This is a genomic window from Pseudomonas fluorescens (genome assembly GCF_000730425.1).
Lineage (GTDB): Bacteria > Pseudomonadota > Gammaproteobacteria > Pseudomonadales > Pseudomonadaceae > Aquipseudomonas > Aquipseudomonas fluorescens_X.
This window is the reverse complement of record NZ_CP008896.1, coordinates 255299-276247: the sequence shown is the minus strand read 5'-3', so window position 1 is coordinate 276247 and position 20949 is coordinate 255299. Positions and strand designations below refer to the sequence as shown.

18 protein-coding genes are annotated in these 20949 nt (G+C 62.1%); 5 read left to right on the top strand and 13 right to left on the bottom strand.

Annotated elements, in window-relative coordinates; all coding sequences use genetic code 11:
- Positions 1 to 8: 8 nt before the first annotated feature.
- The 9 genes from HZ99_RS00970 to HZ99_RS00930 form a co-directional block, all read right to left on the bottom strand.
- On the bottom strand, positions 9 to 1307 hold the full coding sequence (locus HZ99_RS00970; protein ID WP_038440632.1) for an acetyl-CoA C-acetyltransferase: 1299 nt from the start codon (positions 1305 to 1307) through the stop codon (positions 9 to 11).
- Complete coding sequence (locus HZ99_RS00965) at positions 1304 to 2206, bottom strand: MaoC family dehydratase (protein WP_038440631.1); 903 nt, start codon at positions 2204 to 2206, stop codon at positions 1304 to 1306. Before HZ99_RS00965 ends, HZ99_RS00970 begins: the two co-directional genes overlap by 4 nt.
- Before the next feature lie 2 nt (positions 2207 to 2208).
- Complete coding sequence (locus HZ99_RS00960; RefSeq protein ID WP_038440630.1) at positions 2209 to 3552, bottom strand: 3-oxoacyl-ACP reductase; 1344 nt, start codon at positions 3550 to 3552, stop codon at positions 2209 to 2211.
- Positions 3553 to 3685: 133 nt separating this feature from the next.
- The gene (locus HZ99_RS00955) at positions 3686 to 6211 is read right to left on the bottom strand and encodes an acyl-CoA dehydrogenase (RefSeq protein WP_038440628.1); all 2526 of its coding nucleotides are present in this window, start codon (positions 6209 to 6211) and stop codon (positions 3686 to 3688) included.
- Between the two features lie 305 nt (positions 6212 to 6516).
- Positions 6517 to 7962: an outer membrane protein transport protein gene (locus tag HZ99_RS00950; protein WP_038440626.1), complete on the bottom strand. Its 1446-nt coding sequence runs from the start codon at positions 7960 to 7962 to the stop codon at positions 6517 to 6519.
- Positions 7963 to 8076: 114 nt separating this feature from the next.
- On the bottom strand, positions 8077 to 8583 hold the full coding sequence (gene praB, locus HZ99_RS28245) for an alkane oxidation protein activator PraB (RefSeq protein ID WP_038440624.1): 507 nt from the start codon (positions 8581 to 8583) through the stop codon (positions 8077 to 8079).
- Positions 8584 to 8712: 129 nt separating this feature from the next.
- On the bottom strand, positions 8713 to 9207 hold the full coding sequence (praA, locus tag HZ99_RS00940; RefSeq protein ID WP_038440622.1) for an alkane oxidation protein activator PraA: 495 nt from the start codon (positions 9205 to 9207) through the stop codon (positions 8713 to 8715).
- A gap of 147 nt (positions 9208 to 9354) precedes the next feature.
- Positions 9355 to 10632: an alkane 1-monooxygenase gene (locus HZ99_RS00935; protein WP_038440619.1), complete on the bottom strand. Its 1278-nt coding sequence runs from the start codon at positions 10630 to 10632 to the stop codon at positions 9355 to 9357.
- A gap of 326 nt (positions 10633 to 10958) precedes the next feature.
- Complete coding sequence (locus tag HZ99_RS00930) at positions 10959 to 11957, bottom strand: alpha/beta fold hydrolase (protein WP_038440618.1); 999 nt, start codon at positions 11955 to 11957, stop codon at positions 10959 to 10961.
- A 299-nt stretch (positions 11958 to 12256) separates the two neighbouring features.
- Here HZ99_RS00930 and HZ99_RS00925 point away from each other — a divergent pair, with 299 nt between their 5' ends.
- Genes HZ99_RS00925 through HZ99_RS00915 form a run of 3 tightly spaced genes read left to right on the top strand, consistent with a single transcriptional unit; the run spans position 12257 to position 15542 of the window.
- Complete coding sequence (locus HZ99_RS00925) at positions 12257 to 13813, top strand: flavin-containing monooxygenase (RefSeq protein ID WP_038440616.1); 1557 nt, start codon at positions 12257 to 12259, stop codon at positions 13811 to 13813.
- Positions 13810 to 14706, top strand: coding sequence for an SDR family NAD(P)-dependent oxidoreductase (locus HZ99_RS00920; protein WP_038440614.1), 897 nt, complete (start codon positions 13810 to 13812; stop codon positions 14704 to 14706). The genes HZ99_RS00925 and HZ99_RS00920 overlap by 4 nt, the downstream gene beginning before the upstream one ends.
- Entirely contained in the window at positions 14706 to 15542 is an 837-nt protein-coding gene (locus tag HZ99_RS00915) for a metal-dependent hydrolase (RefSeq protein WP_038440612.1), read from the top strand. Before HZ99_RS00920 ends, HZ99_RS00915 begins: the two co-directional genes overlap by 1 nt.
- 94 nt (positions 15543 to 15636) lie before the next feature.
- Here the strand turns inward: HZ99_RS00915 and hemN are convergent, their stop codons facing one another.
- The 3 genes from hemN to HZ99_RS00900 all read right to left on the bottom strand — a co-directional run bounded on the left by hemN (position 15637) and on the right by HZ99_RS00900 (position 18857).
- Complete coding sequence (hemN, locus tag HZ99_RS00910; RefSeq protein ID WP_235205546.1) at positions 15637 to 17022, bottom strand: oxygen-independent coproporphyrinogen III oxidase; 1386 nt, start codon at positions 17020 to 17022, stop codon at positions 15637 to 15639.
- On the bottom strand, positions 17009 to 18331 hold the full coding sequence (locus HZ99_RS00905) for a hypothetical protein (RefSeq protein ID WP_038440608.1): 1323 nt from the start codon (positions 18329 to 18331) through the stop codon (positions 17009 to 17011). The genes hemN and HZ99_RS00905 overlap by 14 nt, the downstream gene beginning before the upstream one ends.
- 82 nt (positions 18332 to 18413) lie before the next feature.
- Complete coding sequence (locus HZ99_RS00900; RefSeq protein ID WP_038440605.1) at positions 18414 to 18857, bottom strand: membrane protein; 444 nt, start codon at positions 18855 to 18857, stop codon at positions 18414 to 18416.
- A gap of 328 nt (positions 18858 to 19185) precedes the next feature.
- On the opposite strand from HZ99_RS00900, the gene HZ99_RS00895 reads away from it, so the two are divergent.
- Together HZ99_RS00895 and HZ99_RS00890 are read left to right on the top strand one after the other, a co-directional pair.
- Entirely contained in the window at positions 19186 to 19791 is a 606-nt protein-coding gene (locus HZ99_RS00895; protein WP_038440603.1) for an SCO family protein, read from the top strand.
- Positions 19791 to 20261 carry a copper chaperone PCu(A)C gene (locus HZ99_RS00890; RefSeq protein WP_038440600.1) on the top strand — a complete coding sequence of 157 codons (471 nt, stop codon included), beginning with the start codon at positions 19791 to 19793 and terminating at the stop codon, positions 20259 to 20261. Before HZ99_RS00895 ends, HZ99_RS00890 begins: the two co-directional genes overlap by 1 nt.
- A 138-nt stretch (positions 20262 to 20399) precedes the next feature.
- On the opposite strand, the gene HZ99_RS00885 is transcribed toward HZ99_RS00890, so the two are convergent.
- Complete coding sequence (locus tag HZ99_RS00885; RefSeq protein WP_038440598.1) at positions 20400 to 20870, bottom strand: GNAT family N-acetyltransferase; 471 nt, start codon at positions 20868 to 20870, stop codon at positions 20400 to 20402.
- Between the last annotated feature and the right edge of the window lie 79 nt (positions 20871 to 20949).

Genomic DNA, 20949 nt, shown 5'->3' with positions numbered 1-20949 from the left:
TTGTACGGCTACTTCTCAACGATGGCGGTAATGCCCAGGCCGCCGGCGGCACAGATGGAAATCAAGCCACGCCCACCACCCCGCTGGTGGATGGCCTTGGCCAGCGCCGCCAACTGGCGGCCGCCGGTGGCGGCAAAGGGATGACCGCAACCGAGCGAGCCGCCGTTGACGTTCATTTTGGCGCGCTCGATTGGCCCCAGTGGCGCTTCCAGCCCCAGGCGCTCGCGGCAGTAATCGCCGTCTTCCCAGGCCTTGAGGGTGCACAGCACCTGGGCTGCGAAGGCTTCGTGGATCTCGAAGAAATCGAAATCGGCAAAGCTCAGGCCTTCGCGCGCCAGCATGCGTGGCACGGCATAGGCCGGGGCCATCAGCAGGCCTTCGCTGCCGTCGACGAAGTTCACCGCGGCGGTCTCGCCGGTGCGCAGGTACGCCAATACCGGCAGGCCGCGCGCAGCGGCCCATTCTTCACTGGCCAGCAGCACCACCGAGGCGCCGTCGGTCAATGGCGTGGAGTTGCCCGCCGTGAGGGTGCCGTTGTGCCGATCGTAGGCCGGGGACAGGCTCGCGAGCTTCTCCAGGCTGGCGTCGGCGCGCAGGTTGTTGTCGCGGGCCAGGCCGCGATAAGGGCTGATGAGGTCATCGAAAAAACCGTTTTTATAAGCCGCGTCGAGACGCTGGTGACTGCTGAGGGTCAACTCGTCCTGGGCCAGGCGCTTGATCTGCCAACTCTTGGCCATTTCTTCGCAGTGCTCGCCCATCGACAAGCCGGTACGCGGCTCGCCATTGCGTGGCAGCAGCGGCTTGAACAGCATCGACGGACGCACCTGCAACAGGCTACGCAGTTTGTTGCCGCGGCCCTTGGCGCGGTTGGCCGCCAGCAGCGTGCGGCGCAGGGATTCGTTGATGCCGATGGGCGCATCGGAGGTCGTATCGGCCCCCCCGGCGATGCCGGCGTCAATTTGGCCGAGTGCAATTTTATTGGCCACCAGCAACGCCGCCTCAAGGCCCGTGCCACAGGCTTGTTGCAGGTCGTAGGCCGGGGTCTCGGGAGACAGGGTGGTGGACAACAGCGATTCGCGGGCCAGGTTGAAATCCCGCGAATGCTTGATCACCGCGCCGGCGGCAAACTCGCCCAGGCGCAGGCCGTGCAGGTTGTAGCGGTCCACCAGGCCTTGCAGCGCAGCCACCAGCAAATCCTGGTTGCTGTCGTGGGCGTACACCGTATTGGAACGGGCAAACGGAATACGGTTGCCGCCGACAATCGCCACGCGACGCGTCGGGGCGGGGCTGAAACTGTAGTCACTCATGGACGACTCTCATCAAAACGTGGGTGCCAGATAAACAGACCGCGCATATGGGGTTTGTCCCCGTCCGGGCTGCGCACCTCGAACGCGCGGTGCGGGCCGTCTGCCGGAGCATTCCACAGCGCGGCCTGGCCGGGCAGGAAGATCGGCAACTTGAACTCGCAATGGGCCTCGGCCACGTCCAGCCCGCCAGCGGGTTGCTGGGCGGCCAGGGCGCGGCCCAGGGTCCACATGCCATGGGCGATGGCCCGGCGAAAGCCAAACAGGCGTGCACCGATCAGCGAGGTGTGGATCGGATTGAAATCCCCCGATACCTTGGCAAAGCGCCGTCCCAAGTCCGCCGGCAACACCCAGCGTTGAGTGCGCCGCAAGCCTTCTTCGGGCAATCCCAGGCTGTCGCCCCAAGGCTCGCCCACCGGGTTGGCGACATCCCGGCGCAGGTACAGGCTCTCGCTTTGCCACACCAACTCGCCGGCGCTGTAGGCATGGGTGACGATGCTCAAGGCCTGCCCCTTGGCATGGGCTACCCAGCGCTCGGCAAACACTTCCAGGCGCAGGGCCTGGCCCTCTTGCAGGCGCCGATGCTGGCAAATGCGGTTGGCCAGATGCACCATGCCGCTGGCCGGGTACGGAAAGCTCGGACGCGTCAGCAGCATTACGTGCAAGGGGAACGCCAGCACATGGGGATAGGACAACGGCACCCCTTGCTCACGCCGAAAGCCACAGGCCCGGCCATAGGCAGCCATCTCATCGGCGCACAACGCTACCGCCGAGCGCACCAGGCGCGCCCTGGGCAAGGCCGGTGCGCCTTCCAGCCTGGGTTTGCGCAATGCCAGCAGGCCGTCCAAGAGCAGGCGATGGCGCGACGGTGGCGGTTCGATAATCTGCGTCACGTAGTCCATGCTCACGCTCCCAACAGGCTTTGGCCGCACACGCGCACCACCTGGCCGTTGACCCCGCCCGACGCCGGGTGCGCCAGCCAGGCGATGGTTTCGGCGACGTCGACGGGTTGCCCGCCCTGGGACAGGGAATTCATGCGTCGCCCCGCCTCGCGAATCATCAGCGGGATTTTCGCGGTCATCTGGGTCTCGATAAACCCCGGCGCCACGCCGTTGACCGTGACCTGTCGCGCCGCCGCTACCGGTGCCAGGCCCTGCACCAGGCCAATGACCCCGGCCTTGGAGGTGGCGTAGTTGCTTTGTCCCAGGTTGCCGGCGATCCCCGAGATCGATGACACACAGACAATCCGTCCCCCCACATTGAGCCCCTGCCCTTGCAGCAAGGCGTCACTCAGCTGCAAGGGGGCTTCGAGGTTGACCGCCAGCACGTTGCGCCAGGCCGCTTCGGTCATCTTGGCGATGGTCTTGTCACGGGTGATCCCGGCGTTATGCACCACCACGTCAAACGCGCCATGCTCGGCGACATAGGCCTGCAACTGCTGCACGGCATCGGTGGCGGTGATATCCAGCGCCCAGGGCTGGCCGCCGACGCTGCTGGCCGCCTGCTCCAAGGAGTGCAGCGCTTGCGGCACATCCACGCATACCACCTGCGCCCCGTCACGGGCCAGGACCTGGGCAATGGCCAGGCCGATGCCACGGGAGGCGCCGGTGACCAGGGCGCGGCGGCCACTGAAAGGCTTGTCCCAGTTGATGCTGGGGCGGGCGTCCACCGGTTTTTCCAGGCGCACCACCTGCCCCGACACATAGGCCGAACGCCGCGACAGAAAGAACCGCAGGCTGCTCTCCAGGGCCTGCTCGGCACCCGGCTCGACATAGATCAACTGCACGGTAATCGCGCGCCGCAGCTCCTTGGCCAGGGAGCGTACCAACCCCTCAAGGGCGCGCTGGGCGATAGCCTGGGGCAAGTCCTGGCTGTGTTCGGGCGCAGTGCCCAGTACCACCACCCGTGCGTGCTGCCCCAGGCGCCGGGCATTGGCGTGGAAGAATGCGTAGAGTTCGTCCAGTTGCTTGAGGTCGACCACGGCGCTGGCATCGAATACCGCGCCCTGGACCTTGACCGTGGCCGGCGCCTTGAGCGTGGCGGCCTGGGCCGCCACGGTATCGGTGGCCTTGAAAATGCGCTGCACCTCATCCGACAGGCGCCCTGCCCCGGCGATGATCACCGGGTTGGCCAGGCCTTGCTGGCCGCTGCGGTGGCGTTGCAGGGGCAAGGGCTGTGGCAAGCCGATGGCCTGGGCCAGGCGACGGCCCCAGGTGGAATTGACAAAAGAAAGGTAGCTGTCGCTCATAAATCGATCCTTGCAAACCCAACCCCCCTGTAGGAGCCGGCTTGCCGGCGATGGCGGTGTCTCTGTGCCAGAGATGGAATCTGGTACACCGCTATCGCTGGCAAGCCAGCGCCTACAGGGGGCGTGTTGGTGTTTAGTTCACCGGGGCGTTTTCACGTTTTTTGCTGCTGGGTTTGACCGTTTGCTCCACCGCTTGCTGACGCTTTTGCAGCGCCTCCAGCAAGCCAAAGTCCTGCGGAAAGTCGTCCACCTGAATGCCGTGGTCGGCGTACTCCACATAGCGCGCCAGCAACGCGTCTTCGTCGGCACTGATCAAGTCCAGGGCGCGAGCCTTGATGCGCCAGGCGGTAAAGGCCGTGGCGCTGATCGGCATCGGATCGAGGGCGCCCTGCTTGACGGCTGCCTTGAGCCGCCCTTCGATCAACACCACCTGCGGCAACAGGCGGAACGCCAATTCGCCATAGGCCAGCTTGTCGATTTCCGGGCGCGGGATGTAGGAATTGGCCAGCAAACGGTCGCGGCTTTCCCCTGGGGTCTGCACCAACTCCGCGACCTGGGCCAGCAGCCGGTCAGATGGTTTGCGCAGGGGAATGCCGAATGGGAAGCTCAAGCCACGGATCACGGCCGCAGCGGGCTTGGAGGGGTAGTTGTCGAGTACCTCGGCCAGGGCTTCATGGGCCCGCAACAGGGCATCCTGAGCCGACCAATGGACCAACGGCAGATCCGCCTGGGGCCGGCCATCGTCCTCAAAGCGCTTGAGCACGCAGGACAGTATGTAAAGCTGGGACAGAATATCCCCCAGGCGCCCGGTGATGCTTTCCTTGCGCTTGAGCGCTGCGCCCAGCACGCCCATGGAAATATCGGAAATCAACGCCAGCACCACCGACAGCCGATTGGCCTGACGATAGTAGGACGCCAGCGCCGGATCGGTCTTGGCCGGTACGGAAATCAGCCGCCCACCTGTCAGGGAATGCACCGCCGCACGTACGGTGTTGGCCAGCACAAAGCTCAGGTGACCGAACATGGCGCTGTCGAACGCCAGCAACGCCTGGCGACTGTCGGTGTTGCGCGCCGCTTCCATCTCGCGCAGTACATAAGGATGGCAACGGATCAGGCCCTGGCCATAGATGATCAGGCAGCGGGTCATGATATTCGCGCCCTCCACCGTGATCGCGATGGGGCTTTGCTGATAGGCACGGGCCAGGAAGTTATTGGGGCCCATGCAGATGCCCTTGCCGGCGACGATATCCATGCCATCGTTGACGATGATCCGTGCGCGCTCGGTGACGTGGTATTTGGCGATCGCCGAGATAACCGAGGGCTTCTCGCCCGCATCCAACGACGCCACCGATACCTTGCGCACGGCGTCGCAGGCATACAGATGCCCGGCCATGCGCGCCAGGGGCGCCTGCACGCCTTCGAACTTGCCGATGGGCAGGCCGAACTGTTTACGCATCGCCGCATAGGCCGTGGTGCCGCGTACCGCCACCTTGCCCAGGCCGACGTTGGCCGACGGCAGGGAAATCGCCCGCCCGGCCGCCAGGCATTCCATCAGCATGCGCCAGCCGTTGCCCACTTGCTCGCGGCCGCCGATCACCCATTCCAGGGGAATGAACACATCCTTGCCGGTGGTAGGACCGTTCTGGAACACCGCATTGAGGGGCCAGTGACGGCGCCCACTGTCCACCCCGGGATGGGAGGTGGGGATCAATGCGCAGGTGATGCCCAGCGAACCGGGCTGGCCCAGCAGGCCGTCCGGGTCTTCGGCGCGGAAGGCCAGGCCCAGCACAGTGGCAATGGGACCGAGGGTGATGTAGCGCTTGTCCCAGGTCACGCTGAAACCCAGTACTTCCTGGCCTTCATGCAGGCCCTTGCAAACGATGCCCAGGTCGGGAATCGCCCCGGCATCGGAGCCGGCGTAGGGGCTGGTGAGGGCAAAGCACGGGATGTCTTCGCCACGGGCCAGGCGCGGCAGGTAGTAGTTGCGCTGGGCATCGGTGCCGTAATGCAACAACAGTTCGGCGGGGCCCAGGGAGTTGGGAACCATCACCGAAATCGCCGCCGCCGAGCAACGGGTCGACAGCTTCATCACCACTTGCGAATGGGCATAGTGGGAGAAGCCTTTGCCGCCATATTGCTTGGGGATGATCATGCCGAGGAAACCGGCGTCCTTGGTGTACTGCCAGCCTTCAGGCGACAGGTCCTGCCAGACCTGGGTAGTTTCCCAGTCGTTGGCCATGTCGCAGAGGGTTTCCACTTCGTTGTCGAGGAAGGCCTGTTCTTCGGCGCTCAAACGCGCCGGCGCGGCCTGCAGCAGGCGCGGCCAATTGGGTTTGCCGCTGAACAGCTCGGCGTCCCACCAGACGGTGCCGGACTCAATAGCCGCGCGCTCAGTGTCGGACATGGCCGGCATGATCGTGCGAAACAGTCCCAGGGCCTTGCTGGTCAACAGCGCACGGCGCAAAGGCTTGATGCTCAGCAGCAGCGCCGGCAACACCACCAGCAGCGTCGCAATACCCAGGCCAAGACCTGCGACCGCATTGAACAGATAACCACCCGCCAGCCAGACCAGGCCAGCCCCCAGCCACAGGGTGGCTGCCGCTTGTCGATACGCCAGGGCAGTCGCAGCTGCGAGTCCCGCCAATAACCAGATAACCATGGAGATACCTCTACTTGATCAGGGCAACTTATTCGGGGTACGGCACGCACATCAGCAGGTCGAGATGGCCTGCGACTGATCACCACACTACAAACTTGAAAAGATAAATTCAAATTTTGTTTTGAAATTTTTATTTAATGTCGAAGCGAAATAATGCTCGGCCGAACGTGTCAGCCGAAGTGTCGAAGAGGACGAAAATCACCACGGGGCACGTGGGCGACCCCGTGATGCAGCACCGGGTAAACGCAGCAGAAAGATGCGCTGACTACGCGTTTACCCAGGCACTACACCGGCACGACGTCAGGTCAGAAGGCGTAGGTCGCCGACAGACTGAGCACTTCGCCCTTGGCCTCGGACTTGCCATCCAGCGATGCCGCGCCAAGACGATCAACGTTCTTGGTCTTGAGCTTGACGGTTTCCACAAACTGGCGGGAATACGCGCCGTCGATGCTCAAGCCGGGAATGGCGCGGATGTTGTAGCCAAAGCCCAGGGAGGCAAACGTGCGATCACCATCCGGGATACGCGGGTCACGGGTGGAGTTGCGGGTTGGGGTCTGGTCAAAGGCCACACCGGCACGCACGGTGAAGTCATCCGTGAGTTTGTAGTCGCCGCCGAAGGAGTACATCCAGGTGTTTTTGTACTTGTACGGGATCGACACAATGGTGCTGCCATTGGACTTCAAGGTCAGCGCCTCGAAGGATGACCATTGGGTCCAGGTCACGCTGGCGCCCAGGCTCAGGCGGTCAGAGAAGTCGTGTACCCAGTCCAGGGAGGCGTTGGCCGGAATGTCCAGTTGCGTGGAGGCATTGGCACCGCCCGGATACAGTTTGAGCCCAGGATAAGCCAGCTCGACCAGGGTTTTACCGTCGACCACAGGAATGGTCATCAACCCTTCCGAGGTCGGATCGGCGTATATGTTGTACTTGCCCTCCAGCTTGTTCTTGATCTTGGCGTGGTAGTTCAAGCCCAGAGTGTCTTGCGCCGTAGGCTTCCAGGTCATCCCCGCAAACCAGCCCAGGGAGTTGTTGTCGACCTTCACGCGCATCAAGGCGGAGCCCTGGCCGGCCGGGAACGGAATCATCCCGAAGTCCGGCGACTGTGCAGCAGCGGCATACAGGTCGACGTTCTGGCTCACAAAACCTTTGGTGTGCTGCAGAATTGCACCGCCACCGATGGAAAACTCATCATTGACCTTGAACGACAGGGAACCGGTCAGGCCAACGGTTTCGATGCGGGTGTCCACCGCAAAGTCGCGGCCCTTCCAATCCTCATCCCAGGTTGTGCGGGCGCCCATAGGCACCACCTGGCTCAAACCAAAGGCAAAGCGGTCGTTGATTGGAATCACCATAAAGCCGGTGGGTACCCATGCTTCGAATCCGCCCTGGCCGCCGTTACCGGTGCGCGGGGTCGACGAGACGAGCTCCCCGGTCGTAGGATCCATGATCGTGGTGGATGTCGGATTGCCCGCGTAGTCATACGCCGAGCCTTTGTATTTGATGTCGATGTTTGCGTAGTTGATGGTGAACTGCGAGATGGTCTTGTCAATGAAGGCCATGGCAGCCGGGTTGTTATAGGCGGCTGAGGGATCGTTCTTGAACATTGAACCGCCACCAAATGCCCGGCCCCAGCCAGCAGTATTCGCAGTTGGCGTCATGAAACCACCCGCCTGAACGGTTCCTGCCGAGGCGATCAGCCCACCCAACAATGCCAGGCCTAATAACGCCTGGGCCTGCTGTTTCTTGTTATTCATGCGCCACTCCTTATTATTTTTATTCATCACAACCGGCACAACTGAGCCGCTTTACCTCAACAGGTGCCTCTAGTGAGGCACCTGCTTCTCTCAGGGGTGATCAGCCCTTTGCTCTTATTGCAACTTCAGGGTTGGGGCCTTGACGTTCAGCGACCTGACGAAGCAATTGCCGGACAGTGGCTGGCTGACATTTGACGACAGGGTTTTGCTTGCTTCGTCCCACTTGACGTCAAGCGGGCCTGGGCCACAGTTGGACGCTGGGAAAACGATGGTCCAACCCACACCGGTCACCACACCCGTGCCCGTTTGGCTGACAGTGTCAAAAGTGCTTGGCGTCAGTACCCAACCTGGCGTTGGAATGTTCTTCAGCGTTGGCAAGCTGCAAAGCACTGGACCGGAAAGAGACGCCGAAGTGATGGTGGCGATCCCGCCGGCCACATTCCCGCCAAAGGTCACGTTGCAGGTGATATCGCCGGGAGCAGATGGCGTTTTCACGACGATGGTGCCCTGATTCGTGGTAAATGGACCATCAGGGGTAATCGCGACGGCATTGGCCATCGAAGCCGCGCCAAAGCACAGAGCAAACGAACTTACACAAACGAGGGTTTTCAAACTTTTCATTATTTTTCCTCACATGTATGGCGAGTCATTTCGCCGGGGTAATGGCCATGATCGAGAGGTCACGGAGAAACAGCAGAACTTCCCTTTCCAGCCAAATTTCAATTCATTTACCGCTACAAATCCGGGTGTTTACTCGACGACTTTGAACGTCGGCGGCATCTTGATCGACACCGTCTTGATCTTGCAGTCTTCGCCAATCGGCACATTGGCCGCTTCCAACTTGCCAGTGGCGTTATCCCAGGTGCCCTCGGCGGTGGATGGGCCGCACTTGCCGCCCAGGCCAAAGGCGTGCACATCGACACTGATCTTCGACATGGAGCCGCTCTTGGTGTCCTTGGCCACCAATATCCAGGGCAAGTTGATGGCTTCGACGCGGCTGCATTTAAGGCCGCCGTCGAACTCGACGATGTCGACATTGACGTGTGAACCATCCGCCGCGACCTTGCCGGCCACTTTGATGGTGCAGTCGGCACTGATCAGCGCGCCCTTGGAAAAGCTGATGGGGCCCTGGGCCGTGAAGGCGCTGCCGGCAGGTTCGATACGTGCTGCCTGGGCCTGGTGATAGGCGATAAGACCCAGTGCAGCGAGCACGATATGGGCAGTGAACTTGGCAGGTGTTTGCATGGTGTACGTCCTTCCCTTTATTTTATTTTTGTTCGGGTCAAACAACTTTCTTGCAACTTAAGCAGCACTCGAAACCGACAAACCGTGGGCGATGAAAACCTGCGCGATACACAGATCCCGAGTGCGCCCTACAACAGTTGATTCACATCAGAAGGTGCTGGTCTTGCCGTACTTCTCCAGTATCTTCAAACGCTTGGAGGGTTGGATATTGGCCAGGGTGACATCCCCCCCATAGTGCCGCAGCACCCGATGATCCATACGCCGGCGCCACAAGTAAGGGATGTAGGCCCAGACAATCATGCTGGCGTAGCCATACGGCAGTTGCGGCGATTCATCAAAGTGGCGCAGCGACTGATAACTGCGGGTCGGGTTGGCGTGATGATCGGAGTGACGCTGTAACTGGAACAGAAAGATATTGGTGACGATGCGGTTGCTGTTCCAGGAGTGGCGCGGCGAACACCGTTCATAACGGCCATTGGGCAACTTCTGGCGTTTAAGCCCGTAGTGCTCGACATAGTTCACCACTTCCAGCAACGAGAAGCCGTAGATGCCCTGGATCAACAGGAATGGAATCACCGCCATGCCCAGCCAGGCAATCATGGCGCCCCACAGCACCACGCTGTACATCCAGGCGCTGAGCACGCCGTTCTTCCAATGCCACGCGGGCAAGCCGAGCTTGCGCAGGCGTTCGCGTTCCAGGTTCCAGGCCGAGCGCGCGCTGAACCACACCGAGCGCGGCAGGAAGGCCCAGAAGCTCTCCCCCAGCCGCGAGCTGGCCGGGTCTTGCGGGGTGGCGACGCGCACGTGATGGCCACGATTGTGTTCGGTATAGAAGTGCCCGTAGAAGGTCGGCGCCAGGGTGATCTTCGCCAGCACGATCTCCAGCAGGCGTGGCTTGTGCCCCAGTTCATGGGCGGTATTGATCGCAATACCGGTGGCGGCGCCGGTGGACATGGCCATGCCCAGGTAGGTAAACCCGCTGACTTCGCCGTGCAGTTGCGCCCGAGAGGTCAGGTAGCTGGCGGTTTGCGCCACCCAGCTGGAAGGGTCCATGGAAGCCGTGAGCTGCAGCAGCCCGCCGTTGATCATCCAGTCAATGCCGCTGACGGCCAGCCAACCGGTAATCACCAGGGATGAGATAACGAACGACACACCGGTGTAGACGATCCAGCGATAGTACTTCTGCGATTCAAGGCCGCTGACCGCAGATTCCGGCGGGTTGCTGACGTCTTCGCCAAGCAGACCGTCGATCAGCGGGATCAGGCCGAAAATCACCAGCACACCGACCCACCACAGTTCTTGTACACCGGTGGTGATGGCCAGGGCGCCAGACAGCAGAGGCGTTGCCAAAGGCATGATGCCAAGCCACCACAGGTGGCGCTTGCCGTCGGTCCAGACGTGCGGGGCGGCCAGGGTCTGATTCATGGCAACCTCCGGGCGCACTGCGCGCCAGGGATGGAGAACGGAGCAAAGGCGCCAGGAAACCGGTTCAGGTGGCCCTGAAAGCCGTTTGAAATCAACCATGCGATAAAAGGCGTTTTTTTCATTATTTTATTCGCTCTTAGGCATTTCAAAAATCATTTCAAAATAAATATTGAAATATTTTTTTAAATAAATAGCGCGGAACCGATAGGTCGTCAACTACTTTTTTGGGGCCTTTTCTACGTGACCGCACAGTCTCTTTTTCATCCATTCGGTCAGGCGTCTAGGGCAAGCATTAGCGACTTTCGACCCCACTGTGGGGCTCACGATTATTTGCTCGCCAGCGCAAACGGCGGATGCAGGACGGTGGCGCTTTGCGCCGGCTTACTGCGTTTGGCAACCTGCTCGACCAGCGCAGCCACCCGTTCTGTCGCGGTGATCGGCAGCATATGGCCACGGCCTTCGACCACCTGCAGCTTCAGCCCCGGCACCTTGTCCGCCAGGGCCTGGCCGTGTTTACGAAAGTCCAGCACCTTGTCCCGCGAGCCGTAGATCAGGCCGATGGGCAGGCGCAACTGGGGGTAGCGCTTGACCATATCGGGCAGGTAATCGTTGACCAGTCCGATCTCGGTGGAGGCGGCATAAAAGTTGTCGGGACGCATCCCCAGCATCCCGCCACCGCGGGTGGCGAAGTCGGCGGGCGCCGGGTCGGGGGCGAACACGCCTTTGACCACCGCACTACGGGTGAGCATGCCGATGGGCACCGTCAGCGTGCGCGACACCCAGCGCCGCAGCCAGGCCGGACGCACCGCCAGCGACAGAAACACCAGGGGGATCATGCGCTGGGGATGGGTCAGCGGTGCCACCAGCACCAGCCCGGACACTGCATGGGGATGGTCCAGGGCCAGGGCCAGGGAGATCGCCCCGCCCAGGGAATGCCCCAGCACCAGGGGCTGTCCCAGGTCCAGGGTGCGGATAAAGGTCGCCACCTGCCGGGCCTGGCTTTGCAGGTCAGCACCGGTGCCTGTGTGCCGGGTGGAATAGCCTGAGCCGGGACGGTCCAGGGTGATCACCCGAAAATGTTCGCGCAATTGGGCCGACAAGGCATAGGTCAGGTTACGACTGCTGCCCATCAGGCCGTGGATCATCACCAGCGGCGGCCCTTTGCCCTCTTCTACATAATGAAAACGCTCCCCCTCGATCTCAAGAAAGCGCCCGTTACTTGGAACCGCTGCTTCGATACGGCGTGTCATCCAGGCACTCAAGCCCCACAACACCGCACTCGCAGCTATAAACACACCCGCAGCGACAACCCATTCGACAGCCATAGCTCGGTCCTCTGCTTCCCTGCGGCTGGCGATCCGACCGGTATTGGTCAAGACCTCAGCCATCGTCCACACCCTGGACTTCAACTGCGTGCGTAACGGTTCATCCGTCGGACAAATCGCACATAAAGGACAAGGTTCTAGCGTAGGCGATATTTTCAGGTAGATTATTTAAAATCTTTTTTAAAATAATAAATACAATTTTCCTTTGCAATGGTGTTCTATCTAAAAGCGAAAAACAAAAAAGGAGCCCATCCGATGCCAAAACCCGTAAGGCGCCCACAGCCCACGAGGGACACCCTATGAATGCCTCTACCCCGCCGAGCGGCCCGGCAGATTGTGTCGATATCGCGATCATCGGCTCAGGCTTTGCCGGCCTGTGCATGGCGATCAAACTCAAGCAAGCCGGGCTCGACGACTTCTTCATTGCCGAACAGGCCGACGCCCTGGGCGGCACCTGGCGCGACAACCACTACCCTGGCTGCGCCTGCGACGTGCAATCCCACGTCTATTCGTTTTCCTTTGCCCCCAACCCGGACTGGACCCGGCAGTTTGCCCCCCAGGCGGAGATCCGCGCCTACCTGGAGCAATGTGCACAACGCTTCGAGCTGGCGCCGTACCTGCGCTTTGGCATGGGCCTGGAACGGGCGGTCTTCGATGAGCAACTGCAACGCTGGCAGTTGCAGTTCAGCAATGGCCGGCAGGTCAGCGCACGGGTGCTGGTGTCGGGGATGGGAGGCCTGTCCCGCCCGGCGCTGCCGGATATTGCGGGGTTGGACAGCTTCAAGGGCAAGCGCTTCCACTCCCAGCAGTGGGACCATGACTACTCATTGAAGGGCAAGCGCGTGGCCGTGATTGGCACGGGGGCCAGTGCCATCCAGTTCGTGCCGCAGATCGCCCCGCAGGTGGCACACCTGGACCTGTTCCAGCGCACCCCGCCATGGATCATGCCCAAGCCCGACCGGCCCATTTCACCCGTTGAACGCTGGGCCTTCAAGCACCTGCCCTTCACCCAGCGCCTGGTACGCAGCGCCTTCTACTGGGCCCTGGAAGGCCGGGTCGTGGGGTTTGCACTGCACCCGCGGCTGATGAAAATGGTGCAGAAAATCGCCCTGCGCCATCTGCACAAACAGGTGGCGCGCCCTTCCCTGCGCAAGGTCCTGCGCCCGGACTACACCATCGGCTGCAAGCGCGTGCTGATCTCCAACGACTATTACCCGGCGCTGTCGCGCAGCAATGTCGAGGTCGTCACCGACAACGTGCTGCGGATCGAGAGCGACGGCGTCATCACGGCCGATGGCATCAAGCATCCGGCCGACTGCCTGATCTTCGGCACCGGGTTCCAGGCCACCGATCCCCTGCCCCGCGACTGCATCATCGGGCGCGACGGTATAGACCTGATGGACACTTGGCGCGATGGCGCCCATGCGTACAAAGGCACCACCGTGCCGGGCTATCCGAACCTGTTCCTGATCGTGGGGCCCAACACCGGCCTGGGCCATAACTCGATGATTCTGATGATCGAGGCGCAAGTCACCTACATCCTCGATGCCTTGCAACAGATGCGCCGCAAGCAAATTGCCACGGTGGACGTCAAGTCGGCGGTAGAAAGCGCCTACAACCTGCAGATTCAACAAAAACTCCAGCGCACTATCTGGAACACCGGTGGCTGCCGCAGTTGGTACCTCGACCCGCGCACCGGCAAAAACACCACGTTGTGGCCCGGTTCGACCTGGCGCTTCAAGCAGGTCACCCGCCAGTTCGCCCTGGGCGATTATCACGTCACGCCCCTGCTTGCCGGCGCCACACCACGCCCCCTCACCCAACCTCACGCCACCGCAGAAGGAAGCCTGTCATGAAGTCATTCAATGGCCGCGTGGCGGCCATCACCGGCGCCGCGTCAGGCATGGGCCGCGCCCTGGCCCTGGCCCTGGCGCGCGAGGGCTGTCACCTGGCCCTGGCGGACAAGAACCAGGCCGGCCTGCGGGAAACCGTGGAGCTGATCCAGCGCACGACCCTGGCGCCGATCCGCGTGACATGCCGGGAGGTGGATGTTGCCGACCGCCAGGCCGTGGAAGCCTGGGCGGCCAGTTGCGCGGCAGAGCATGGCCAGGTCAACCTGATTTTCAACAATGCCGGCGTGGCCTTATCGAGTACCGTGGAAGGTGTGGACTACACCGACCTGGAGTGGATCGTCGGCATCAACTTCTGGGGCGTGGTCTACGGCACCAAGGCGTTCCTGCCGTACCTCAAGGCCAGTGGCGATGGGCATGTGGTCAACACCTCCAGCGTGTTCGGCCTGTTCGCCCAGCCCGGCATGAGCGGCTACAACGCCACCAAGTTCGCCGTACGCGGGTTCACCGAATCCCTGCGCCAGGAGCTGGACCTGCAACGCAGCGGCGTCTCGGCCACCTGCGTACATCCCGGCGGGATCCGTACCGATATCTGTCGCAGCAGCCGCATTGACTCGAACATGACCGGGTTCCTGATCCACAGCGAACAACAGGCCCGTGCCGACTTCGAAAAGCTGTTTATCACCGACGCCGACCAGGCGGCCAAAGTGATCCTGCAAGGCGTGCGCAAAAACAAGCGCCGTGTACTGATCGGCCGCGATGCCTATGCCCTGGACCTGCTGGCACGCTGTCTGCCGGCGGCCTATCAAGCGCTGGTGGTGTTTGCCAGCCGGCGCATGGCACCGAAAAAGCACAAGGCACCGGTGTCCAACCCCATCACTGAACAGGAGTCGCCATAATGCTGCCCATCCGCCGCGACCTGCGCTTTGCCCTGCCTGCCGAACGCATCAAGGACTGGCATGAGCAAGGCCCTTTCATCACGCATTTTTTCAATGCCCTGTCGTTACTGTTTCCCCAAGGCGAACTGTTCTTCATGGACAGCGTGCGCCACTATCGCCAGCGCATCGACGACCCGGCCTTAAAGAAGGAGATCCAGGGTTTTATCGGCCAGGAAGCCATGCACAGCCGTGAGCACGTGGCCTATAACGACCTGCTGCAAGCCGCCGGGCTACCGGCCCATCTGCTCGACCGGCGGTTGAAATTTATCCTCGACCTGCAAAAGAAGCACTTGCCGCCCTCCTTCAACCTGGCGGTAACCATCGCCCTGGAACATTACACGGCGATGCTCGCAGAGATCCTGCTCAGCGACCCTTCGCGCTTTGGTGACTCGCTCAAGAGCTACCAGCAAATGTGGTACTGGCATGCCCTCGAAGAAACAGAACACAAGGCCGTGGCTTTCGATGTGTGGAACAGCGTGATCAAGCCTGGGCCCAAGCGCTATTGGCTGCGCACCGGGACCATGTTGTTTACCACGGTGTTTTTCTGGCTGGTGGTGTTTGATTTCCACCTGCGCCTGCTGTTCGCCGACCGCCGCGCAGGCGGGCATCTGAAGGGGTTCTGGCGGATGTTGAAGTTTCTCTACGGGCCCAAGGGCGTATTCCCGCGCATGGCCCGGCCGTGGCTGCATTACTTCAAGCCGGGGTTTCACCCGTGGGATCACGACAACCGCGCGCGGCTGGCCGGCATCGACAAGCTGGTCGAAGAGATAGAGCGCACCAACGCCGCTACCCTGTAGGCGCCGGCTTGCCGGCGATGGCGGTGCATCAGGTCGCCAGCGTCATCGTTGGCGACCCTGGCCGGCAAGCCGGTTCCTACAGGGGGCCCGCGCGTCAGACCGTGCGGGAAAACTGACCCTTCTGCTGCCCGCCCAGGTACGCATCAAATGCCATCGCCACGCTGCGCACCATCAACTGCCCCTGGGGCAGCAATTGCACGGCATCGTCGTGGATATGCAGCAAGCCATCCGCCACTTGTTCATCCAGGCACGACAGCGCCTGAGCGAAGTATTCGGTAAAGCGGATCCCATGCCCGGCCTCGACCCCGACAAAGTCAATGCGCCCGTGGCACATCAGGCCGTTGATCACGTCGCGGCGCAGCACGTCATCGGCGTTCAGGCGGTAGCCGCGCTGCACCGGCAACAGCCCGGCGTCGATACGCGCGTAGTACTGGGACAACGCCTTGACGCTCTGGCTGTAGCTGTCGCCCACTTTGCCGATGGCCGAGACGCCCAGCCCGATCAGGTCGCAATCGGCATGGGTCGAGTAGCCCTGGAAATTGCGCTGCAGGGTGCCATTGGCCCGGGCCAGGGCCAGTTCATCGTCGGGCAAGGCAAAGTGATCCATGCCGATGTACACGTAGCCGGCCTCGGTCAGCCGGCGAATGGTCAACTCCAGCAGTTCCAGCTTACGCTCGGGGGGTGGCATGTCTTCAGGGCGGATCATGCGCTGGGCGCGGATCTGCGCCGGCAGGTGCGCGTAGCTGTAGGCCGCCACGCGGTCCGGGCGCAAGGCAATCAATTTGCCCAGGGTCACGTCGAAACTGGCCACGGTCTGCAACGGCAGGCCGTAGATCAGGTCCACACTGATCGACTTGAAGCGCGCCTCACGGGCCGCCGAGACCAGTTGCGCGATCTGCGCTTCGCTTTGCACACGATTGACCGCCGCCTGTACGTGCGCATCAAAATCCTGCACACCGAAGCTCAGGCGATTGAAACCCAGCCCGCGCAGGTTGTGGATCCGTTCGACGCTGATGGTGCGCGGGTCCACCTCGATGGAAAACTCATGGCGGTCACTGGTATCCAGGCTGAAGCCCTGGGCCAGGCAATCCATCAGTTCGGCCAGTTGCCCATCGTCCAGGTAGGTCGGCGTGCCGCCCCCCAGGTGCAACTGGGTCAACGGCCGCGCGCGGTCGAACAGCGCGGCCTGCATCTGGATCTCGCGCTTGAGGTAACTCAGGTATTCCACCGCACGGTGGGCCTTGCGCGTGATGATCTTGTGGCAACCGCAGTAGTAGCAAAGGCTCTGGCAGAACGGTACGTGGATATAGACCGACAACGCCTTGGGCACCAAAGCGTGGTTGCTGGCCGCTACGGCCTGTTGATAGTCATCCAGGGCAAAGGCTGCGTGAAACTGCGGCGCCGTCGGGTACGAGGTATAGCGCGGCCCCGGGCGGTCGTATTTCTGCACCAGGGCCTGGTTGAACTCAAACGCTTTCATGGTCGATGGTCTCATCGTTGGAGCAAGGGGGGACAGCGGCGCCGGCCCGGTCAAACAGCGCGCAGAGGGCTTCGACCCGGTGCCGGCCTGCCGGCAACACACAAAGGAAACGCTCGGATAGATCGATCAGGCCGTCCCGGTGCAAATGCTCCAGCAGCGGCCAGATCGCCGAGAAATAGCGGGCAAAGATCACACCGTAGCGACGCTCCAGGGCCTGGATATCCAACTCCAGGTCGCAGGCCAGGCGCTCCATGACATGCTGGCGGATCTGATCGCCCGCCTCGCAGCGCCAGCCACGGGCGGTGGGCAACAGGTCGCGGTAAAGTTGCTGGCGATAGTGCGCCAGCTCGTCGCTGTTTTGCGCATACAGGGTGTCGAGCTGGCTGATGGCACCCAGGCCAAGGCCGATATGGTCGCAGTAGCCGTGACGGGTAAAGCCCTGGCAATTGCGGCTCAGGTGCCCGCGTTCCTGGGCCAGTGCCAGGTCGTCGTCGGGGCGCACGAACTGGCCCAGGCCAATGTAGTGATAGCCGGCGGTTTCCAGACGCTGGAAGGCGATGCGGCGCATGCCACACTTGTCGGCATTCGGCGACAGCGCGCGCCGTGGCTGCTGGTAGCGCCGTGGCGCCTGGGCATAGTCGAACACGTGCAGGCGATCCGGCTCCAGGGCGATCAGGCTGGCCAGCTTGGCGTCAAAGCTGTCACAGGTCTGCCAGGCGTGGCCATAGCCCAGGTCGACATTCACCGAGCGAAAGCCGAAGGTGCGCGCCGCGTCGATCAGCGACTGGATCGGCGCCGGGTCCTGATAGCCGGCCACCGACGGGCTGGCCTCGGCACGGGCATCCGGCACGCCGATGTTGATGTGGTTGAACCCCAGGTCGCGCAGCAGGCCCATGGTCGCCCAGTCGGTGTGCAGCGGGTCGAGGTCGAGGCTGTAGTCGCCCTGATCGTGCTCAAGAAAGTGCAGGCGACTGCGCAGGTGTGTCATCAACCGTTGCAGGTCGGCAATCGCCGGCGTGGCGCCGCCCAGATGGAATTGGTCCACCGGCTGCCGGCCGCCCAGGTGGCAACCGACCAGGTGGATTTCCTGCTCCAGCGCGCCGAGGTACTCATCCGCCACCAGGCCCGGCGGCCATTGCAGGTTCAACGCCAGGGGCCGTTGCCGCTGGCGGCTGCTGCGCAGGGCACGCAGTAAATCAAGGGAGCCAATACCCGTATGAAATTTGCCGATGTCGACCTGGCCCTGGTCCAGCACGCTTTGATCACGGCGCAGGCGCCACTCGCGGACGGGATGAATGACGGTGAGCATGACGGCCTCCGGGTCTGGCTACGGTGGGTCATTGTGCGGTGCGACCGGACAGCGCACCTTGATATGCATCAAGCGCCGGCGCTTACCAAGTGATGTAGAACATGCTCTTGGCCAGCAACACAATGGCGACCATATGGCAGAACAGGCTCAGATGGACAAAGCGCAGATAGGCTGCGCTGACCCGCCCACGGCGCATCAACCACACCGTCAGCAAAAAATGCATCAGCACACTGGCGGCAAGGATCAGCTTGAGGGTCAACAAGGCACCGAATGCCGAACTCGACGGTGCTGCCAGCATCGGCACATAGCGCAACCAGACCATGCCGATGCCGGCCCCAAACAGCACCAGCAGGACCCACGGCATCAAGGCCCTGGCACGCCGGCCAATGCCTTGTTCCACCAGCAGCATGACACGGGCCGGCAGTTGCCTGTGCACACTGGCGAGGATCAACACTTCAAAGAACACCGTGCCGATAAACATCAGCGCCGCGAACAGATGGGCCAGCAGGAACAGGAGATAGAGCATCAGTGCCTCACGGTGGCCGGTCCTTGTACCGTGACTGTGCCCCAACACGGACCGGCGGCGCCTTGATGCGCGTCAAGGGCTCTGATAATCGTTGAAACATTTGCCCCAGGCCTTGTGTGCCGGGCCTTTGGCCGTGTCTGCGACAGTGTGCCACAGACTCAATCGCCGTCCTGGCTGGTAAGGTGGCGATCGCCCCTGTGGCAGAACGTCGCAGATTATCAAGCGTGGCCAAGGTCGGTAGACTACCCCCCCTTGCTGTTCACCGCTTTTCAAAGCCTGACTGACCTGTTATGCGCAGCCGTCAGGCGCTTCACGGGACGCCCCTTTCATGAGTACGTTATTCACCCGTCGCAAGGTCCTCACCGGTATGGGCCTGCTGGGCCTGGGCCTGTTGAGCGGCTGCGACACCGGCCCCAAGCTGAACTTCAAGTACGGCAAGGACCTGAGCGACAAGATCATGGGCCGCACGTTCAAGCTCAAGAACACGGCTGGCGAAACCGTGACCTTGAGTTCGTTCCGCGGCCTGATGCCAGTGGTGTTCTTCGGTTTCACCCAGTGCCCTGCCGTGTGCCCCACCACCCTGGCGCGCATGGCCCAGGCCAAGAAAATGATGGGCCGCGACGGCGAAATCATGCAGGTGATCTTTATCACCCTGGACCCGGAACGCGACACGCCCCAAGTGCTGGACGCCTACGTCAAGGCCTTCGATCCCAGCTTCGAAGCGCTCTATGGCACACCGCAAGAAATCGCCGTGGCCGCCAAGGAGTTCGGGATCTTTTATGAAAAGATCCCCGCCGGCGACACCTACACCCTGTCCCACACCGCCACCAGCTTTGTGTTCGACACCCGTGGCAACCTGCGCCTGGGCCTGTCGGCATCCCTTAACGCCAAAGAGTGCGCAGAAGACCTGCTCACCGTCATGGAGGTCTGCTAATGACTGCTGTCCACACCCTCAAGCGCATCGCCCTCAGTCTTTCCCTGCTGGGCCTCGCCGCCCACGCCAGCGCCCAGGTCCAGGTCAGCGACGCCTGGGCCCGCGCCACCGTGGCGGGGCAGCATTCGAGCGGGGCATTCATGACCCTTACGGCCGACAGCGACAGCAAACTGCTCAGCGTCAAGTCGCCGGTGGCCAAGGATGTGCAGATTCATGAAATGAGCATGAAGGACGACGTCATGCGCATGGGCCCGGTGGACGCCGTGGCACTGCCCGCCGGCCAGGCGGTGAAGCTCGATCCCGAGGGTTATCACGTGATGCTGATGGGCCTGGTGGGCCAGATCAAGGAAGGCGACCAGGTGCCGCTGACCCTGACCGTGGAAAATGCCAAGGGCGAGAAACAGGACATCCAGATCCAGGCCCCGGCCCGCAGCCTGAACAGCGCTGACGGCCATCACATGAACCACTGAACCCATCAAATGTAGGCGCCGGCTTGCCGGCGATGACGGTGTACCTGCCGCCGCTATCGCCAGCAAGCCGGCGCCTACAGGGGATCTTTGCTGGGCACGGCGTTTTGTGCCAGGCCAGAACAGGGCTTGGCCGCACGCTCAATCAGACAAGCGCTTGACCATTGGCACACACGCCAACGCCAGCCCCGTCGGCGAATGATAGATGGACTGTTCGCCGCCTTCGTAACCGCGGCGGCGATAGAAAGCGGTAGCGTTCAATGTCGCATCCAGCCCCACCTCCTCAATTCCCAACTGCAGCGCCACCTGTTCCAGGTGCGCAAGCATCTGCCCGCCGAACCCACGCCCGATAAAACCGGGCAATACAAACAGAGCCCCCACTTCCCGATGGTCCGGGTCGAGCATGCCCGTGGCGACCGGCTCGCCATCGACACATCCCAGGTAGAACGGCTTGGCCATCAGTGCCGTATAGCCGTCCTCGGCCGCGCCACGGGTCCAGGTCAGCATCTGTTCGGCAGTGTAGGCGCCGATGCATTGGCTGCGGATTGCCTGCAGGCGGATGTCGAAGGCGATTGGGCCATCGTCGTGGGTGGCGCGTCTGATGTGCAGCATTCGAATCTCCCTGAATCAACCCAGTTTGCCGTGACCTCAAGATGCCATTAGTACACTTGTGCTAATCGACCCCACAGGT

Excerpts from the sequence above, each read along its gene's own strand:
- HZ99_RS00950 (WP_038440626.1), bottom strand. The coding sequence starts at position 7,962 with ATGAATAACAAGAAACAGCAGGCCCAGGCGTTATTAGGCCTGGCATTG.
- HZ99_RS00920 (WP_038440614.1), top strand. The coding sequence starts at position 13,810 with ATGAAGTCATTCAATGGCCGCGTGGCGGCCATCACCGGCGCCGCGTCA.
- HZ99_RS00890 (WP_038440600.1), top strand. The coding sequence starts at position 19,791 with ATGACTGCTGTCCACACCCTCAAGCGCATCGCCCTCAGTCTTTCCCTG.
- praA (WP_038440622.1), bottom strand. The coding sequence starts at position 9,207 with ATGCAAACACCTGCCAAGTTCACTGCCCATATCGTGCTCGCTGCACTG.
- HZ99_RS00955 (WP_038440628.1), bottom strand. The coding sequence starts at position 6,211 with ATGGTTATCTGGTTATTGGCGGGACTCGCAGCTGCGACTGCCCTGGCG.
- praB (WP_038440624.1), bottom strand. The coding sequence starts at position 8,583 with ATGAAAAGTTTGAAAACCCTCGTTTGTGTAAGTTCGTTTGCTCTGTGC.
- hemN (WP_235205546.1), bottom strand. The coding sequence starts at position 17,022 with ATGAAAGCGTTTGAGTTCAACCAGGCCCTGGTGCAGAAATACGACCGC.
- HZ99_RS00970 (WP_038440632.1), bottom strand. The coding sequence starts at position 1,307 with ATGAGTGACTACAGTTTCAGCCCCGCCCCGACGCGTCGCGTGGCGATT.
- HZ99_RS00885 (WP_038440598.1), bottom strand. The coding sequence starts at position 20,870 with ATGCTGCACATCAGACGCGCCACCCACGACGATGGCCCAATCGCCTTC.
- HZ99_RS00935 (WP_038440619.1), bottom strand. The coding sequence starts at position 10,632 with ATGAATCAGACCCTGGCCGCCCCGCACGTCTGGACCGACGGCAAGCGC.
- HZ99_RS00925 (WP_038440616.1), top strand. The coding sequence starts at position 12,257 with ATGAATGCCTCTACCCCGCCGAGCGGCCCGGCAGATTGTGTCGATATC.
- HZ99_RS00905 (WP_038440608.1), bottom strand. The coding sequence starts at position 18,331 with ATGCTCACCGTCATTCATCCCGTCCGCGAGTGGCGCCTGCGCCGTGAT.
- HZ99_RS00915 (WP_038440612.1), top strand. The coding sequence starts at position 14,706 with ATGCTGCCCATCCGCCGCGACCTGCGCTTTGCCCTGCCTGCCGAACGC.
- HZ99_RS00895 (WP_038440603.1), top strand. The coding sequence starts at position 19,186 with ATGAGTACGTTATTCACCCGTCGCAAGGTCCTCACCGGTATGGGCCTG.
- HZ99_RS00900 (WP_038440605.1), bottom strand. The coding sequence starts at position 18,857 with ATGCTCTATCTCCTGTTCCTGCTGGCCCATCTGTTCGCGGCGCTGATG.
- HZ99_RS00960 (WP_038440630.1), bottom strand. The coding sequence starts at position 3,552 with ATGAGCGACAGCTACCTTTCTTTTGTCAATTCCACCTGGGGCCGTCGC.
- HZ99_RS00930 (WP_038440618.1), bottom strand. The coding sequence starts at position 11,957 with ATGGCTGTCGAATGGGTTGTCGCTGCGGGTGTGTTTATAGCTGCGAGT.
- HZ99_RS00965 (WP_038440631.1), bottom strand. The coding sequence starts at position 2,206 with ATGGACTACGTGACGCAGATTATCGAACCGCCACCGTCGCGCCATCGC.